At 65.8% G+C, this 16579-nt stretch carries 16 protein-coding genes; 5 read left to right on the top strand and 11 right to left on the bottom strand.

Annotation, left to right across the window (positions count from 1 at the left end; all coding sequences use genetic code 11):
• Positions 1 to 58 precede the first annotated feature (58 nt).
• The 9 genes from AB0J47_RS09910 to fabG form a co-directional block, all read right to left on the bottom strand.
• On the bottom strand, positions 59 to 853 hold the full coding sequence (locus tag AB0J47_RS09910; protein ID WP_364342808.1) for an NAD(P)-dependent oxidoreductase: 795 nt from the start codon (positions 851 to 853) through the stop codon (positions 59 to 61).
• A complete protein-coding gene (locus AB0J47_RS09905) occupies positions 853 to 1671 on the bottom strand; it encodes an NAD(P)-dependent oxidoreductase (RefSeq protein ID WP_364342805.1) in 819 nt (272 codons plus the stop codon). The genes AB0J47_RS09910 and AB0J47_RS09905 overlap by 1 nt, the downstream gene beginning before the upstream one ends.
• Positions 1671 to 2174 carry a DoxX family protein gene (locus tag AB0J47_RS09900; protein ID WP_364342802.1) on the bottom strand — a complete coding sequence of 168 codons (504 nt, stop codon included), beginning with the start codon at positions 2172 to 2174 and terminating at the stop codon, positions 1671 to 1673. Before AB0J47_RS09900 ends, AB0J47_RS09905 begins: the two co-directional genes overlap by 1 nt.
• The gene (locus AB0J47_RS09895; RefSeq protein WP_364342799.1) at positions 2174 to 3148 is read right to left on the bottom strand and encodes an alpha/beta fold hydrolase; all 975 of its coding nucleotides are present in this window, start codon (positions 3146 to 3148) and stop codon (positions 2174 to 2176) included. Before AB0J47_RS09895 ends, AB0J47_RS09900 begins: the two co-directional genes overlap by 1 nt.
• The gene (locus AB0J47_RS09890) at positions 3145 to 4803 is read right to left on the bottom strand and encodes an OB-fold domain-containing protein (RefSeq protein ID WP_364342796.1); all 1659 of its coding nucleotides are present in this window, start codon (positions 4801 to 4803) and stop codon (positions 3145 to 3147) included. Before AB0J47_RS09890 ends, AB0J47_RS09895 begins: the two co-directional genes overlap by 4 nt.
• A gap of 20 nt (positions 4804 to 4823) precedes the next feature.
• Complete coding sequence (locus AB0J47_RS09885; RefSeq protein WP_364342793.1) at positions 4824 to 6179, bottom strand: cytochrome P450; 1356 nt, start codon at positions 6177 to 6179, stop codon at positions 4824 to 4826.
• Between the two features lie 11 nt (positions 6180 to 6190).
• Complete coding sequence (locus AB0J47_RS09880; RefSeq protein WP_364342790.1) at positions 6191 to 6385, bottom strand: ferredoxin; 195 nt, start codon at positions 6383 to 6385, stop codon at positions 6191 to 6193.
• A 14-nt stretch (positions 6386 to 6399) separates the two neighbouring features.
• A complete protein-coding gene (locus AB0J47_RS09875; protein ID WP_364342787.1) occupies positions 6400 to 7260 on the bottom strand; it encodes a mycofactocin-coupled SDR family oxidoreductase in 861 nt (286 codons plus the stop codon).
• Between the two features lie 61 nt (positions 7261 to 7321).
• Complete coding sequence (fabG, locus tag AB0J47_RS09870; protein WP_364342784.1) at positions 7322 to 8029, bottom strand: 3-oxoacyl-ACP reductase FabG; 708 nt, start codon at positions 8027 to 8029, stop codon at positions 7322 to 7324.
• Between the two features lie 220 nt (positions 8030 to 8249).
• Here fabG and AB0J47_RS09865 point away from each other — a divergent pair, with 220 nt between their 5' ends.
• From AB0J47_RS09865 to AB0J47_RS09845, 5 genes are all read left to right on the top strand, one after another.
• Entirely contained in the window at positions 8250 to 9731 is a 1482-nt protein-coding gene (locus AB0J47_RS09865; RefSeq protein ID WP_364342781.1) for an aldehyde dehydrogenase family protein, read from the top strand.
• 76 nt (positions 9732 to 9807) lie between these two features.
• On the top strand, positions 9808 to 11016 hold the full coding sequence (locus AB0J47_RS09860) for a CoA transferase (protein WP_364342778.1): 1209 nt from the start codon (positions 9808 to 9810) through the stop codon (positions 11014 to 11016).
• A gap of 15 nt (positions 11017 to 11031) precedes the next feature.
• A complete protein-coding gene (locus AB0J47_RS09855; protein WP_364342775.1) occupies positions 11032 to 12204 on the top strand; it encodes an OB-fold domain-containing protein in 1173 nt (390 codons plus the stop codon).
• Complete coding sequence (locus AB0J47_RS09850; protein WP_364342772.1) at positions 12201 to 13361, top strand: thiolase family protein; 1161 nt, start codon at positions 12201 to 12203, stop codon at positions 13359 to 13361. Before AB0J47_RS09855 ends, AB0J47_RS09850 begins: the two co-directional genes overlap by 4 nt.
• Positions 13358 to 13774 (top strand): hypothetical protein, encoded by a 417-nt coding sequence (locus tag AB0J47_RS09845; protein ID WP_364342769.1) that lies wholly within the window; start codon positions 13358 to 13360, stop codon positions 13772 to 13774. Before AB0J47_RS09850 ends, AB0J47_RS09845 begins: the two co-directional genes overlap by 4 nt.
• On the opposite strand, the gene AB0J47_RS09840 is transcribed toward AB0J47_RS09845, so the two are convergent.
• Both AB0J47_RS09840 and AB0J47_RS09835 read right to left on the bottom strand, forming a co-directional pair.
• Positions 13771 to 15174 carry an acyl-CoA reductase gene (locus AB0J47_RS09840; protein WP_364342766.1) on the bottom strand — a complete coding sequence of 468 codons (1404 nt, stop codon included), beginning with the start codon at positions 15172 to 15174 and terminating at the stop codon, positions 13771 to 13773. The two genes, AB0J47_RS09845 and AB0J47_RS09840, sit on opposite strands and share 4 nt — an antisense overlap.
• Positions 15171 to 16520 carry a hypothetical protein gene (locus AB0J47_RS09835; RefSeq protein WP_364342764.1) on the bottom strand — a complete coding sequence of 450 codons (1350 nt, stop codon included), beginning with the start codon at positions 16518 to 16520 and terminating at the stop codon, positions 15171 to 15173. Before AB0J47_RS09835 ends, AB0J47_RS09840 begins: the two co-directional genes overlap by 4 nt.
• Positions 16521 to 16579 lie beyond the last annotated feature (59 nt).

Here is a 16579-nt window from a genome sequence, read left to right as displayed (position 1 = left end):
GGTTGCGGGGCGTCACGCAGGTGCTCGACAGGCTCGGGGCGTCGCGTCGGATGTGGTGTCAGTGCCGCTGGTCGATGGCCGTGTCGAGCAGGCCGAGATCGGTGCCGAGTTCGGCGGCGATCGATCGGACCGCCGCGACATCCTTACCGACGAATTCGCCGACCGATGCGCTGAATTCGGCGACCGACCCCCGCCCCGCGACACCGGTCAGCGCGCGACTCGCCGCACTTCCGTGCGGCAGCGCGGACAACAGGGTGGTTTCCGCGACGCCGAGCCGCTTCCCGAGATCCACTGCCGCGGTGAGTATTCCGAGCTGAGCGGCGAATACGGCATTATTGACCAACTTGACGCGCTGGCCCGCGCCGAGCGGACCGACATGCAGAATCGGGTCACCGTAGGCGGCCAACACGGGCCGGATCCGGTCCACGGTCTCGTCCGGGCCACCGACGAAGAGGGTGAGCCGTCCGGCCGCGATATCAGGTGGGCCGCCGCTGACGGGGGCGTCCAGCACCTGGATGTCGTGCGAGGCAATGGCTTCGGCGGCAATGGCCGCGGTCGTGTGCGGACTGCCGGTGGTGTGCAGGACGAGAGTCGATCCGGATGGCATGGCGGCGAGCAACGGTGTGCCGAGACATACCGCGCGAACCTGTTCATCGGTGAAGACGCACACGATGACCAGATCGGCGTTGGCCCCGACGGCCGCGGCGGCGGATACCGCCTGCGCGCCGATCTCGGTAAGGGCCTGGCGTGCTTCGAGCGACCGGCCGAGCGCGCACACCTCATGTCCGGCTTGGACCAGCCGTTCCACCATGGGACGCCCCATCCGCCCGGCGCCGAGGAATCCGACGCGCATCAGCGCGGATGATCGATCATCGCGAGGGTCGCGTCCGCGGCGTCGAGCACGATGCCGGGTTCGACGCCCACGACTTCGGCCAGATTCGCGATCAGGCCGACATCCTTGCGCAGCAGCGGCCCGGCGTGCGCGGCGATGCGGTCCAGAGCGCCGCCCGCGGAGACGATACGACCGAGCGCGAAGCTGTCGGCGGTGCCGTGCGAGATCACCTCGCCGAGGCGGGAAGGATCGATACCGATCGCCGAACCGAGCGCGAGAGTGCTTGCCGCAGTGGCGAGATTCGCGGTGAACAGCAGGTTGTTGAGCAGCTTGGCGGTCTGTCCGGCGCCGAGCGGGCCCAAGTGGACAACGGGATCGGCGTAGGTCTCGAATATCGGGCGAGCGCGTTCGACGATATCGGCAGAGCCGCCGACCATCACCAGCAATCGGCCGTCGGCGGCCGCCGCGCCGCCACCGCTGACCGGAGCGTCGACGATCGAAATCCCCTGTGTCACAGCGATATCGGCGAGATCGCGGCAGGTGTCCGGATGCACCGTGCTGTGCACGGCGAGGATCGAGCCCGCGGACATACCGGCCAAGACGCCATCGGCACCGGTCACGACCTCGCGCACGTCGGCGTCGCCGACTACGCAGAGGCAGACGAGATCGCTCGCGGCGGCCAGTTCAGCGGGTGATGCGGCGACCTTCGCCGGCGTATCGGCGTACGCCTCGAGCGACGCCGTTCGCCGCGCCCACAATGTTGTCTCGTATCCGGATTCGACGATCCGGCGCGCCATCGGCCCACCCTGGCTGCCGAGTCCGATGAATCCGACCCGCATCACACTTCGCCTTTCGCTTCGGGTCGCCAGAACATGGCGAGCAGACCCGCGGTGGCGACCAGGCCGACACCGAGGGCGATGCCGCCACCGGTCCAGCCCGTTATCTCGATATCGGCGGCGTGATCGATGGACAGCCACCCTGGGCCGAGCAGTGCCAGCGCCAGCGAAACGACCGCGAGCACGAGCACATACTCGTACCCCTCTTTGAATACGAAGAATCCGTTGGTGCGGTGTGCCAGCAGACCCGCGACCGCCATCACCGAGATGACCGCCGCACACGCCAGTGGGGTGAGCAGGCCGACGATCAACAACACGCCCGCACCGATTTCGGTGACGACGCTCAGCCACGCGTGCAGGATGCCGCCGCGCAGTCCGAGACCGCTGAACCAGCGCGCGGTGCCCGCGATCTTGCCGCCGCCCACCCAGTGATTGACGCCGTGGGCGATCATGGTGCCTCCCACGACGAGTCGCACGAGTGCGATGGCCACGTCGACGACGTCCATCAGTTCGCCTCCTGTGTAGCGCCATTGAATTGTATTGCCGGGCTGGAGAATTCGCCGATGTTCCGGGAGACTGCGGTTTCTTCGACGAAGGCCAGTAGTCCGAGGTGGTAGGCGGCGGCTGTATGTCCCATGCTGAGGTTGTGTCCGCTGTTGGGTTGGATATTGAGCACAACCCGTGGCGCGGCGGTGAACCGGGCGGCGACTTCGGCGAGTGCCTCCGGATCGTTGCGCCACACCCGTTCGTGGTCGCCGACGGTGAACCGCACCGGAATCCGAACTTCGGCGGCAAGCGTCGGGAAGGTGACCTGCGGCCAGTCCTCGACCGAATTCCCTTCGTAACGTGGACCATACGAGCCGATCCGCGCACCACCGACCAACTCGGGCGGGTAAAGCCGGGCCGGGTACCACAGCAGTTCGGTGACTCCGCCCGGTACACCGTCACGACGCATGCGGCGGCGCCCCTGCGGATCCGGTCCCCACAGGATGTCGTAGGCCTCCTGCTGATGTTCCAGCCCGGTCCCCGCCAATTCGAGGCCGAGCAATTCGCGTCCGCGTTCGTCGGCCGCCATCCGCAGTGCCAGTTCGCTACCCGCGGAATGGGCGAGCAAGAAGGTGCCCGCGCCGTGGGGCCGCGACCCGAGATGCTGCTCGGCCGCCGCGTACATCAGATCGACACGGCGCTGTGGGTCGGCGAGTTCGTCCGCATGCGTATGCGAGCTGCCGTATCCGGGCCGGTCCAGGGCCAAGACGGTGTATCCGGCCGCGGCGGCCAGCCGCAGCAGTGACAGTCGCGGATGATCCGGGCAGTCGAAATACGCCGAGGTGGTGGCCCCGCCGTGCAGGGCCAGCAGCACCGCCCGTGGTGCCCGCGCCTCGGCCAACAACCCCGACATCGGGATGCCGTCGACCTCGGTCACGACCGGAATCGGTTCGTCCCCGGTCAGCAGTGAGAAATCGGATTCGGTAATCGTCATGAATCGCTCCGCAGCAGCATTGCCCCACCGGGGGTGAGCCCGCCGCTGGACACCACACCGATGCGGGCATCGGCGACCTGACGCGCACCGGCTTCACCGCGCAACTGCGCAATCGCCTCGTACAGCAGGCCCATGCCGTGGGTGCGGCCGTGCGAGAGCTGGCCACCATGGGTATTCAGCGGCAGCAGGCCGTCGCGGGCGATGTTCTTACCGCCGTCGAGGAAGTCCTTGGCCTCGCCGATACCGCAGAATCCGAGCGCCTCCAACCAGGACAGACAGTTGAAGGTGAAGCCGTCGTACAGCTCGGCGATGTCGACATCGGTGGGGCGCAACGTGGTTCGGGTCCACAGGTGCGCGGCTGGACCGAGCACCTGTGGTTCGTGGGTGAGGGTGCTCTGATCCCATTCGATCCGCTCGATGATCTGGGTGCCGACAGCCTCCACGAGAACCGGTGGTTTGGCCAGATCACGAGCCGTGTCCACGCTGGAGACGATGACCGCGATCGCGCCGTCACAGGGCACATCGCAGTCGTAGAGGCCGAACGGGGTGGTGATCGTGCGCGCCTCGAGATAGTCCTGCATGGTCAACGGATCTCGGTAGATCGCGGTCGGCTCGAGTTCGGCATTGGCGCGCTGATTCAGTGCGATCCAGCCGAGGGTTTCGCGGGTGGTGCCGTAGCGGTGGAAATGCCGTTGTGCGTTCTGCGCCAAGGTATGTGCCGCCGAGGTGGCGCCGAAGGGGGCCATCCATCCGGGTGTGCGCCCCCCGGAGGGCTTGATCTTGCCCGTGCGCATCAGATCGTTGAAGGTGGCTTCCCATAGGGTGCGGAAACACAGCACATGCCGGGCCAGCCCGCCCGCGACCGCCAGCATCGCAGCGATGACCGCCCCACCGGGGCCGAAGGTTTCGATGCCGCCGTTGTACCAGGTCGGCCGGATGCCGAGGGCGGACTCCAGCGCAGTGACACCGCCCTCGCTGAATCCGCCCATATTGCCGCCGCCGGGATAGGTCGACAGGCCGTCGATATCGTCCAGCGTCAGTCCGGCATCGGCGATCGCGCGTTCGCAGGCCTGGATGGTCAGCCGCAGCGGTGGGACCTGCAGCCGCCGCCCGATCGCCGACCTGCCGATACCGGTGAGTGCGACCCGGTCCTCGAACTTCTCCGGCCGCACCATGGGCCGCACGTGCCGCCAGAACTCTTGTGGCGCAATATCGTCCACGGGCAGCGGAGCCGGTTCCGGCTGCGTTTCGACGGGCCGGAACAGCGGCAGCCAGATGTCGTCGTCCTGTTGGAAGACCACCTCGAGTCGCATGCCGAGGACCAGGTCGTCCGGATCGCAGTCGATCACATTGGTGGTCAGCCGAACTCGCGGATCCTCCTCGATCGCGACCTGCGCCACCACATAGGGCGCGGGCAGTCCCGGCACCCCGAAACGGTGGTTGACGGTGAAACCCGCGAGTGTGGCGAAGCCGGAGACGGCACGCACTCCCATCTCGTGTCCACGGCAATACCGGCACACCGGCTGCGGTGGATGGATCAGTGCCGCACAGGATTCACATTCCTGTATGCGCAGCGTGCCATCGCTCCCCGAAGTCCAGAAGAACTCGTTTTCGAGGGTGAGCAATGGCAGTGGACGTCCCGATGCTTCGCCCATATCGCCTCCTCGCTGTGTCGTCAGATCTGGGCGTCGCCCTTGCGCACGGTGACCGGTTCGGCCAGTCGTTGCTCATCGCAGACGCGCTGCAGTTTCGCCAGGGTTTCGTCCAGTCCGGCGCCCAGCCGAGGACCGGGGGTGAAGCCGGCGGGTAGATGCCGCATGCCCTGGATGACGCCGATGGTGTCGTAATGTACGGCGTCCGCGGGATCGCAACGATAGTCCGGCATCCGGTCCAGCACCGCGAGCAGCATTCTCTTGAACACCATGCGCGCCATATTGGAGCCGATGCAGCGGTGTACGCCGAGGCCGAAACTGTAGTGACGATTGCCCCGCCGTTCCATATCGATCTCATTGGGGTTGTCGAACACCTCGGGATCCCGGTTGGCCATCGCCCACGACAGCCACAGCCGCTCACCTTCGGCGAACCGCGTGCCCGCGACCTCGCAATCCTGGGCGAAGGTACGGCCGTCACCCGGTGCGGGGGTGAAGTAGCGCAGGAACTCCTCGGTCGCCGAATCCAGGATGAGATCGCGTTCCCGGCTGAGCAATTCGCGCTGATCCGGATTCTCCGACAGCCATTCCAGCGCGTGCGCGGTGAGCGCGGTGGTGGTGTCGAAGCCGCCGCCGATAATGAGGCTGAGCATGCCGAGGGCGTCCATATCGGAGATCGGCTCGCCGTTCAGGGTTGACTCGGCGACCGCGTGCAGCATTCCCGGACGCGGATTCTGTTTGACTTCGACGTAATTCGTCAGCAGATCCAGACCCATGGCGCGGTGCATCTCGGCGATGCGCGGGGTGTCCGGTGAATCCGGTGGCGTGTATACCGAGGCGTGCGCCGGTTCGTTGTAGATGGTCCACTTGTCCAGCGGGATGCCCAGCATCGCGAGGGTCAGCACCGCGGGCACGATATTGGCCAGCTCGTCGACGAAATCGATGGTGCCGCTTTCGATTTGCTCGTCGATGCTGGCGCGCACGATTTCGTCGACGAACGGAATCCAACGCTGCACCGCCGCGGGGGACAGGTACGGATTCAGCGTCGAGCGCAGTTCCCGCTGTTCGGGCGGGTCCATTTCCAGGATGCCCGCGCGGATACCCTGGCCGCGTTCCGGGGTCGGAATGGAAATCCCCTTGTAGCCACGGCGTTCCCCGTTGGGGTCGTTGTCATTGGAGATGTGCGGGCAGCGGGCCAGTTCGAACACTTCGCGGTTACCCGCGGCCACCCAATGCCCGCCGTAGGTTTCGGTCCAGGCGACCGGGCACTTGCTCTGCATCTGCTGGGTGATGTCGACGAATTGTTCGCGATATTGCGGAGTGTGTCGATCGAAATGAAATTCCGGCCGTCTGCGCTCGGCGTCGGATGCGATGTCGGTCATCGGCGGTTCCTCTATTCGGTGCTGGAGATCGCCCGTTCGGGGCAGGACCGGACGGCCTCGCGCACGTTGTCCTGCTGATCGGCGGGAACGTCTTCGCTGACCGGTGACGAATGTCCGTCGATTTCACTGAGCTCGAACACTTTCGGGGCGATCATCGCGCACAGCGTGTGCCCCTGACAGCGCTCGGCATCGACTCGAACCTTCACGGTATTTCTTCCCTTCAGACGCGGTAGTCGTACCACTTCAGATAGCCGCCGGCATCGACGCGCAGCTGGGTACCGGTGATGAAACGGGACTCGTCGGAGGCCAGGAACAGCACCGCGTTGCTGATCTCCTCCGGCTCGACATAGGGGACCGGCATGGCCTGCTGCACGAAGAAGGCGGGTTCGGCGTCGGCACGGGTGGGATGTTCGAGATCCGGGCGGAACGACCGGTACATCGGCTCGCTGTGCAGCATGGGGGTGTCGCAATTGGTCGGGTGCACGACATTGGCCCGAATACTGCTTGCCGCCAAGTGGGTGGCTATCTCGTGGATGTATTGCGACAGAAGGCGTTTGGCAACCATATAGGCGACACCGCCGGGATCCTTGCCCGGCTGATCGACCTTCGAAAAGTCCATCAGTGCCGCGGTCGAACCAGTGGCGATGATCGATGCGCCTGCGCCGAGATGCGGCAGCGCCGCCTGTACGGCATTGATGACGCCGATCAGGTTGGTATCGATGACATCGGACCAGGCCTGCCATTGCGGCTCGCCCTTCATACCGGCGATACCGGCTTGCGCCACCACGATGTCGAGATGGCCGAATTCGGCGATACCGCGCTCGATTACCGCGGCGAGTTGCGGTCGGTCGCGCACGTCGGCCTGTTCGGCGATGATGCGCCGTCCGGTCTTCTCGACGAGGCGGGTCGTCTCCTGCAGATCCTCCGGGCGCGATAGCGAGTACTGGATGCTCTCGATATCACGGCAGATATCGACCGCGATGATGTCGGCACCCTCCTCGGCAAGTTTTACCGCGTGGCTGCGGCCCTGGCCTCGCGCGGCTCCGGTGACGAAGGCGACTTTGCCCTGCACACGTCCCACGGGTCTTCCTTTCGGTCCTACTATTTCTGGGCTGCGCCACCCGTGCCGGGCACGGACGGGTTCAGGTATTACGGCCGCCGTTGACGCCGAGGATCTGCCCGGTGATGTAGCCCGCGTCCTCGGAGATCAGGAACGAGCACGCGGCGGCGATATCGGCGGGTCGCCCGACCCGGCGCACCGGGGTGCGTTGGATGTGCTCCTCGATGGTTCCGCCGAGCAGCTGCTTCTCCTCGGATCGGCGCAGCATGGGGGTGTCGATAAAGCCCGGCGGGACCGCGTTGACGGTGATTCCGTACGGACCCAGTTCCAGGGCAAGCGATTTGGTGAGGCCGTTGAGTCCGGATTTGGCCGCCACGTACGCCGCCATGAACGGCTGGCCGGAGTGGGTGCTCGAGGAGGAGATATTGACGATGCGACCCCAGTTCGCGGCCGTCATATCCGGCAGTACGGCCTGGACAGTGTGGAAGACGCCGTGCAGGTTGACGTCGATGATGTGCTGCCACTCCTCGAAGGTGAGGTTCTGGAAGCGGCGGTACTTCTCGATTCCGGCGGCATTGACCAGCACGGTGATCGGACCCAGCTCGGCGCGCACATCGGTCAACGCCGCGGCGATCTCGTCCGGTTTCGTCACATCGGCTTGATAGGCGAAATCTTCCTCGGCGGCCGGGTTCAGGTCGAGGGTGGCGACGTGCAGGCCGTCAGCGCGCAGACGCTCGACAATCCCGAGGCCGATGCCCGAGGCGCCTCCGGTGACCACAGCGGTTTTCACGCAAGAATCTCCCTTCCGAATGCTGAGAACCGTACTCTCGCGCTGATCGTATGCGCAAGACTTCCCGGGTGCTGCCGGGAATCGGCATGTGAGGGCTGATGGTCATCCGCGCGCAACGGGGTGTTGCCCATTTCGGAATGTTGCTACAGTCGCGCAAGCGTTGAACGTATGATTCTCCAATAGCGAGAATGAAGTTTCCATTTGCTGTCGAGGAGACCGGATGTCAGTGCAAGAACAAGTGGCCGCCCGGCCGGAGCAGGTTCCGGCTCGGCGGCTGCTCGTCGACGGACAGTTGATCGAGACCGGGCGCACCCTCGCCTCGCTCAATCCGGCGACCGGCGAGGTGTACGGCTACGCGCCGGAGGCGGGCCTTACCGAGACCGACGCGGCCATCGCCGCGGCCCGCCGGGCCTTCGACACCACGACCTGGGCCACCGACGCCGCCTTCCGCGCGCACTGCCTCGAACAGCTCTACCAGGCGTTTCGCGATAACGTCGAAGAACTCCGGGCGCTGACGATCGCGGAGGTCGGCGCGACGAGGCAGCTCACGCACGGTAACCAGCTCGAAATCCCCTTCGAGATCGTCCGCTACTACGCCGAATTGCTGCCGAAGTTCACCTTCACCGAGGAACTCGACGACGTCGAATTCCGCGGTCAGCGCCATCGGCGCTGGGTCGAGAAGGAGGCCGCCGGTGTGGTGGCAGCGATCGCGGCCTACAACTATCCGCACCAGCTCGCATTGGCCAAACTCGCGCCCGCGCTCGCGGCCGGATGCACGGTGGTGCTCAAGGGCGCACCGGATACGCCGCTGGCCACCCTCGCGCTCGGCGAGATCATCGCCCGCCACACCGACATTCCCGCGGGTGTGGTCAATGTGCTCACCTCCTCGGATGTTGCTGTCGGCGAACGGATGACGACCCATCCCGATGTCGACGTGGTCACCTTCACCGGTTCTACGCCGGTGGGACGCAAGATCATGGCCGCGGCAAGTGCGACGCTGAAGCGGGTATTCCTGGAGCTCGGCGGGAAGTCGGCGGCGATCCTGCTCGACGATGCCGACTACCGGACGGCGGCGCAGTTCGCGGCGTTCAGCATTGTCAGCCACGCGGGCCAGGGCTGCGCGCTGACATCCCGGCTGCTGGTGCCGAGCAAGGACCACGACGCGATCGTCGAGACGGTCGCGCAGAACTTCGCGCATGTCCGTTACGGCGATCCGAGCGATCCGAAAACCTATATGGGCCCATTGATCAGCGAACGTCAGCGGGACAAGGTCGACGGTCTGGTGCAGCGTGCGGTGGCGGCGGGTGCGAAATTGGTCAGCGGTGGCGAGAAGGTCGACCCGGGCTTCTTCTATCAGCCGACGCTGCTGGCCGGCGTCGATCCGGACAGCGAAATCGCCCAGGAGGAAGTCTTCGGGCCGGTGCTCGCGGTGATCCCGTACGAGGATGACGACGATGCCGTACGGATCGCGAACAACTCCATCTACGGCCTGTCCGGCGGCGTCTTCAGCGCCGACGAGCAGCGGGCGCTGGCGGTGGCGCGGCGCATCCGCACCGGCACCATGAGCATCAACGGCGGCAACTACTTCGCCGCCGACGCACCCTTCGGCGGCTATAAGCAGTCCGGTATCGGCCGGGAGATGGGAGTCGACGGGTTGACGGAATTCCTGGAGACCAAGACCTTCGCGGCGGTGGCGCGATGAGCGAGCGCAGCGAGCGAACAATCAACACAGCCGGGCGACCGCTCGTGACGCCGCCGAGCGCTAGCGAGGCGGCGGCATGAGCGGGCCACTCGACGGGATCCGCGTCCTCGAGGTCGCGATGTACGGGTTCGTGCCCTCCGCGGGCGCTGTGCTCTCCGACTGGGGTGCGGACGTGATCAAGGTCGAGCACGCGGTCACCGGTGACCCGCAGCGCGGGCTACGCCAGATCGCCACCTTCAAGGTCGAGGGCGAACCCAATCCCAATGTGGAACATGCCAATCGGGGCAAGCGCAGTATCGGGATCGATATGTCGGTGCCGGAAGGCCGGGCAGTAATCCACGACCTGGCCAAGACCGCGGACGTATTCCTCACCAGCTTTCTGCCGCAGCACCGAAGCAAGTTCGGCATCGATGTCGACGACATTCGCGCGGTGAACCCGGCGATCATCTACGCCCGCGGCAGCGGTCTCGGCCCGCGCGGCGCGGAGGCCGACAAGGGCGGCTATGACATGACCGCCTACTGGTGCCGTGGCAGTGTCGCCGCAACCATCACTCCGCCCAATATCGACGGACTTATTCCCCCGCCCGGACCCGCGTTCGGCGACACCATCTCGGGAACCAATCTGGCCGGTGGTATCGCCGCGGCGCTGCTGAAGCGGGAACGCACAGGTGAGCCATCGATCGTGGATGTGTCACTGCTGAGCAGCGGGCTGTGGTCGATGGGCCACACCATCGCGCTCTCGGCGTATATGGGTGAGCCGCTGCGGGCGTTTCCGACCGGATCACACGGTTCGCCGTCGAATCCGCTGTCGGGGTTGTATGCAACCAAGGACGGTCGGTATCTGTCGCTGGTCATGTTGCAGCCCGGCAAATTCTGGGCCGACGTATGTCGACATATCGATCGTCCGGATCTCGCCGAGGATCCGCGCTTCGCCGATGCCGCGGCTATCGCGACCAATACCGCTGTGGCCGTGGAGATCCTGCGCGAGGTATTCGCCACCCGCACACTCGCGGAGTGGACCGAGCGTTTCGCGACCCTGTCCGGTCCTTGGGCTCCGGTGCAGGACGCACTCCAGGCCGTCGACGATCCGCAGGTGCAGGCGAACGAATATGTCCGCAAAGCCGGTGAGCTGCAGCTGGTTTCGAGTCCGGTGCAGTTCGATCTGACCGCACCCGAGCTGCGTCCCGGCCCGGAGTTCGCCGCACAGACCGATGAGGTCCTGCTCGAACTCGGCCTGGACTGGGACCGCATCATCGCGCTCAAAACCGCGGGTGCGATCACGTAATTCGTTGGAGTACCCATGACATACATCGCTTCGATAGGGACCTACCTGCCGTGCTGGGGCGCCCAGCGCCACCGGGTGCTCGGTGACGACGAGGACGCGATCACCCTGGCCGTGGAGGCCGGTCGGGCCGCGCTATACGATGCCGGTCCGGTGGAACGGGTGGTCGTGGTCAGTCGCGATCTGCCGCTGGTGGAAAGCAGTAATGCCGCGGTCCTGCTGGCAGGGCTGGGTTTGGATCCGGAACTGGAGGTGATCGAGCGGCTCGGCGGCGCGCCCGCCACCCTCGACTCGCTCAGTTCCGCCCGGCCGCGCACGCTGATCATCGGGGTGGATACCGAGCCCGCGGGCGCGGCCGCGGCGTTGATCTCCGATCGCGGCCTACAGGTACGCACCGCCGCCAGGGTGGCGCGCAGTCTGCCGGTGCGCACTCGCAACGCCGTTGGAGCCGTGCACGATTACGGCGATCCGCGACTGCTGCACACGCGTGGCCTGTTGGCCTCGTTGGCGGCGGCTTGGCTCGATACGCCGGTAGCGGTGGCCGGGGTCGAGGATAAACAGGCGGCCGCACTGTGTCTCGGCAATCCGCCGTCGCTGCCGACGGTGGGCGCCAGCGCCGGGCTGTTCGCGTTGGCGGCCATGGCGGAATGGGGTAGCACCGGTTTGCTGGTGGGAGTGGAGCAGGCCAGTCTGTCCGGCATCACGGTGGCCGCTGGTACGGCCGTGCTGCACCGGCGCGAGTCGACGGCCAGGATGCTGCCCGAAGGCGACCTGTGGCCCGGATCCGAGATTCCGATCTCGCTGGCCGCCTACGAGCGCGCATTCGAGGCGAAGGTGCGATGGGAGGCCGGAAAGCACTCCGGCAGTGACGATCTGGACTTCCCACCGCGCTATCGGGTCGCCGCGGACGGCGGTCTGAGCACCGATTACACCCTGGTGCCACTGCCACGCACCGGCAGCGTGTACACCGAGGCCACCGTCGCATTGCCGGTGCCGGGTCTGAAGAGTCCGTACACGCTGGTGATTGTCGAACTCGATGACGTCGGGGTGCGGGCGCTGGCGAAGGTGACCGGCGCCGACCCGGGCACCGTGGCGATCGGGGACCGCGGCCGCATGGTGCTGCGCAGGGTCGCGGTGCGCTCGGGGGTGCCCGACTATGGCTACGCATTCGAACCGGAGGTCGTGCTATGAGGGAAGTGGCCATTGTCGGCGCGGGCATGACACCCTTCGCCGAACATTTCGCACTCGGCGTCAAGGATCTGGTGCCGATGGCCTTCGCCGAATGTGCCGCCAGCATCGATAAGGGCTTGGCCACCTCCGATCTGCAGGCGGCCTGGTTCGGTGCGATGGGGAATACCGACGGCTTCCCTGCCGGGATTGTCGCTGATGCGCTCGGCCTCCCGGATCTGCCCGTGACCCGCGTCGAAAACTCCTGTGCGACAGGCAATGACGCGGTGCGCAACGCCCTGTTCGGCATCGCCTCCGGTGCGTTCGACGTGGCCTTGGTGGTCGGTGCGGACAAATTGCGCGAGACAGCGCAGAAGGACATGCTGTGGGAATGGGAGGCAATGGCGCGCGATATGGCCTGGGACTACCCACTCGGCCTGATCGCGCCCGTCGGATTCGCGCTGCACGTGGCCCGATATCTGCACGAATCGCCCGCGACCAGAGAACATTTGGCCATGGTCGCGGTGAAGAACCATCGGCACGGTGTGCGTAATCCCAAGGCCCGCTTACGTTTCGAGATCAGCATGGAACAGGCGTTGGCGGCGCCGATCGTGGCCGGACCGTTCGGGCTCTACGATTGTGCACCGCAAAGCGATGGTGCGGCGGCGCTTGTACTCGCCGCGGCGGATGTGGTCGACCGCTACACCGATCGCCCGGTGTGGATCCGCGGCGTCGGCCTCGGTCTGGATTCGGTGATGCACCAGCACAAACAGGATATGACGACCTTCCCGGCCAGCGTGCGAGCCGCCAAGGCGGCCTTCGCGATGGCGGGCCTGACGCCCGCCGATGTCGATGTCGCCGAGGTGCACGACTTCTTCACCGGTATCGAACTTATCAGCTACGAGGACCTCGGCTTCGCCGAGCGATTCGGAGCCGCGAAACTGATCGAGAGTGGGGTCACCGAGGTCGGCGGCGCGCTGCCGGTGAATCCGAGCGGCGGCCTGAAAGCAAAGGGGCATCCGCCGGGGGCGACCGGCGTTGCCCAATGCGTCGAGTTGTTCGAGCAGTTGCGCGGCACTGCGGTCAATCAGGTCGATGGAGCGCGTATCGGCTTGGCGCACAACCTAGGCGGGCCGACAGCGGTGTCGGCGGTGACGATCCTGGAAGGACCCGGCGCTTGACGGCGGGGTCGAACGCCGTCGCACTGGTTTCGGGCAGCGCGAAAAGTCGTCGTGCCGTATTGGACTGGGCAGCGCGGTGTGTCGGCCCGGCGGGGACTGTGCACGTGGTCTGTGACGGGGTCTCGCCGTCGATGCTGTTCGGATCCATTGCGCTGAGCGGGCTGTTCGTCGACGCCGTCGGACTCGAGGCGGTGGACTTCACCAGCACCGCCCGCATTCTCGCAGTGCACGGCTGCGGCTGGAGTTGGTGGTGGGGGCCGGTCGGCGCGCACGCCGTCGCGGTGCGGCGGGCCGCGGCACTGGGCGCGGTCATGGCGCTGCCGACACGCTCGCTGACGCTCCAGGTGCGGGTCGCGGTGCGGCTGCCCGATGCCGACCACGACCTCGCGGCAAAGAAAGGTCGGGCCAGCTAGTCCGGCGCGACTCCGTCTTCGTGCGCCATCCAGTGCACGAAACGGTGCAGCGGATACATGGCGTCGTGTGGGTTGCCGATCGTGCTCGGTCCGGCTTCGCCGAGGCGGACGATGCGCTGCGCGCCGCCGCTGGCCAGCCGGTCGCGGTAGTCGGCCATCCGATCGAACGGAAAGAAGCCGACCGTCTGCGTCGCCACATTGACGTATCTCATCGCCGCATCGAGGCTGTCCACGCGAACCACGTTGGCGGTCTTGTTGATCGGATGGAAGTCCACCGGTTCATCGGAACGGATTACCAGTCCTTTGCCGTCGGTGCGGCCCCAGACCCGGAACTCATCGTCGAGCATCGTCAGGGTGTCGATCTGCTCACGCAGGTCGATATCGAGCGGTCGGGTGTCGCCCGTTCCGGCCGCCCGGTCGACGATGCGGGCGTGCAGCCGTGCGCAGAAGCGGTCGGCGTCGGCCTGATCGGCCTCGACATAGACGAAACGGCTTGCGACACAAGCCTCCTGGTTGAGCACCATCACATCGGCGGCGGCGAGTTCGGCTGCGCGGTCGAGCGCCTCGTCCGAAGCGAAGGCCTCCAGGCCGACCATCGAGATCGACGTCTTCGGATCGAAGGACACCAATTGGAAGCCCGGCCCGAGGTATTTGATCACGTTATCGATCGCATCGCCGCCACCCCAGGCGACGATCTTGTCGAAATACTGCGGCCGGTACAGCACCCGTTCCACCGCATCGTCGCCGCCGCGCCAATAGAGCGCGGACATCGACCGCACAATGGCATGGTCGGGATCGATATCGGCCATGGTCCGCAGGATCGCCACCGTGGTGAACGGATCGCTCGAGGACATCTTGAACAGATTGACCGCCTTGACAAGCGCGCCGTGGGCAATAGATTTCACCGCGACGCCGGGGGAGTTGCCGGGCAGCACATGGATCAGTCGGGGTGCGAACGCCCGCACGAAACTCTGGCGACCGGTGAAGTCGTGCTTGGGAATCCACTCGTCCAACGCCCGCGGGTCCGGAAAATTCTGTTCGACCACGGTCTCCAGCAGCCGCTTGTCGAGATATCCTGCCGCACCGATGACCTGCGCCCGCAGCACGGTGCGTGGCAGCACATGGGTGGCCGACATCCGGTCGATACAGTCGCGCACGAAGGGGTTTTCGGGGGCGCGCAGTCGTCGACCGGTCTCGACGAGGAAATCGATGATCTCCGCGAGTGGAACATTCAGCAGCGGCGGCACCGCGCTGCGCGGATGCACCGCACGGTCCATGGGTATGCGCGGTGTCGTGAAGGTGACGCCCAGATCGCGCGAGCGGTGCGTGACGTCCTCGCCCTCGAGTAATTCGCCGCGCAGGAAGAACGGGGCGGCTGCCACGGTGTCTGTGGTGGTCAAGACAGCCCCCGCACGTACGCGTCGACGGTTCCGGCGCAGCCGATCTTGTCGTCGCCCTTGATATCGGCGTATCGGACGATGTCATTGCGGATCGACGGCCCCTTGTTGCCACAGGCACAGGGGTCGACATCGAGTGCGATCTTGTCGCCGGTGATGATTCCACCCCAGCGTCCGTCCAGCGAGAGGTCGAAAAATGCGGCGCGGCCTTCGATTTCGCCGGATTCGTGCGGCAACAGGGTCGCACCGTCTTCGTCGAGGATGAACGGCACGATCCATGGTGGTATGTGATACCGATCGCCCCTGCGGCACTTGGGCATTCCGGAATTCAGTTCTTGCATCGAATAGTTCTGGAAGTCTCGGTCGGCCGGAATATTGAAGGTCTGATGGACGAATTGCTGGTAGTCCGGCGGCAATTGCGCGCGCTTGAGCCCACCGCCGACGTAGAGGCAGTTGTCGGGGTGGAAGTCCGCGGCGGAGTAGCCCAAATCCCGGACGATCACCGCCACCTGATACAGCGCATTCCACATGCCCGAGATGTAGAGCTTGTCCGCGCGATAACGCACGAGCGCCTCGGCCCCGGCAATCATCGCTTTGTCGAGCGCCTCCTGCCGCTGACGAGAGGTCCGGTCGAAATCGGCCAGTTCCTCCGGCCGGGCGGTGCCGTCGGCGATCTTCTTGCGCAGCACCACCATTTTGGTCAGCGAGCCGACGGTGATCGGTGGAATCGGCAGGCGGAAACGCTCTTTGGCCGGATCACCGAACGCCGCCTGCTGAGCCGCTGCGATGACGGTGTTCTTCGGGACGGATGCGGTGGCGGCGATCCCGACCATTCGCCGGTCCTGTGCGGGACGCACACCCGAACCCCAGGAGAAGACATTGACCGTATCCTTGCGCGACCATTCCATATCCCGGCCCGAGGCGAGCAGCATGGCCGACTTGCCCGTCGTTCCGCTGGAACAGGAGACGTAGTGCCCCGCGGCCTGCAACCGTGCGATCCACTCGTCGATATCGGCGATGTCCGAGGTGTCGATCGGGCTGATGGGGTAGGGCGATACGGTGCCGAGCCACTTGCCGAGCCGATCCCACTTCTCCTCGATCAGAAAGCTTTCCGGATAGCTCTTGTAGACCGAGTGCGGGAACAGCAGCTGCACCATATCCGCGCGGTCGCGGATATCGGTGACACCGGCCTCCCGCGCGCGGTGCCCCAGCAGCTTGATCCGGTCGCGGTGCTGCCGGAGCTTTTCGTCGAGTGCCGCCACCTGGGTTTCGCGCAGGTCGGCGGCGCAGTGGTCGAAGCGATCGGCGGCATCGGCCAGCCGTGTCAGAGTTTCGATGGCTGAGCTCACGGGGGAGTCCTTCCCGGTGACGTTGCCCGCTGGAAAAATGGCAACTCATGCGTATCATT

The organism is Nocardia sp. NPDC049737, from assembly GCF_040674755.1.
Taxonomy (GTDB): domain Bacteria; phylum Actinomycetota; class Actinomycetes; order Mycobacteriales; family Mycobacteriaceae; genus Nocardia.
Note: the sequence above shows the minus strand (reverse complement) of the source record. Positions and strands in the feature narration are given on the sequence as shown.

Coding starts and splice junctions, on each gene's coding strand:
- AB0J47_RS09910 (WP_364342808.1), bottom strand. CDS start 853: ATGCGCGTCGGATTCCTCGGCGCCGGGCGGATGGGGCGTCCCATGGTG.
- AB0J47_RS09905 (WP_364342805.1), bottom strand. CDS start 1,671: ATGCGGGTCGGATTCATCGGACTCGGCAGCCAGGGTGGGCCGATGGCG.
- AB0J47_RS09900 (WP_364342802.1), bottom strand. CDS start 2,174: ATGGACGTCGTCGACGTGGCCATCGCACTCGTGCGACTCGTCGTGGGA.
- AB0J47_RS09895 (WP_364342799.1), bottom strand. CDS start 3,148: ATGACGATTACCGAATCCGATTTCTCACTGCTGACCGGGGACGAACCG.
- AB0J47_RS09890 (WP_364342796.1), bottom strand. CDS start 4,803: ATGGGCGAAGCATCGGGACGTCCACTGCCATTGCTCACCCTCGAAAAC.
- AB0J47_RS09885 (WP_364342793.1), bottom strand. CDS start 6,179: ATGACCGACATCGCATCCGACGCCGAGCGCAGACGGCCGGAATTTCAT.
- AB0J47_RS09865 (WP_364342781.1), top strand. CDS start 8,250: ATGTCAGTGCAAGAACAAGTGGCCGCCCGGCCGGAGCAGGTTCCGGCT.
- AB0J47_RS09860 (WP_364342778.1), top strand. CDS start 9,808: ATGAGCGGGCCACTCGACGGGATCCGCGTCCTCGAGGTCGCGATGTAC.
- AB0J47_RS09855 (WP_364342775.1), top strand. CDS start 11,032: ATGACATACATCGCTTCGATAGGGACCTACCTGCCGTGCTGGGGCGCC.
- AB0J47_RS09850 (WP_364342772.1), top strand. CDS start 12,201: ATGAGGGAAGTGGCCATTGTCGGCGCGGGCATGACACCCTTCGCCGAA.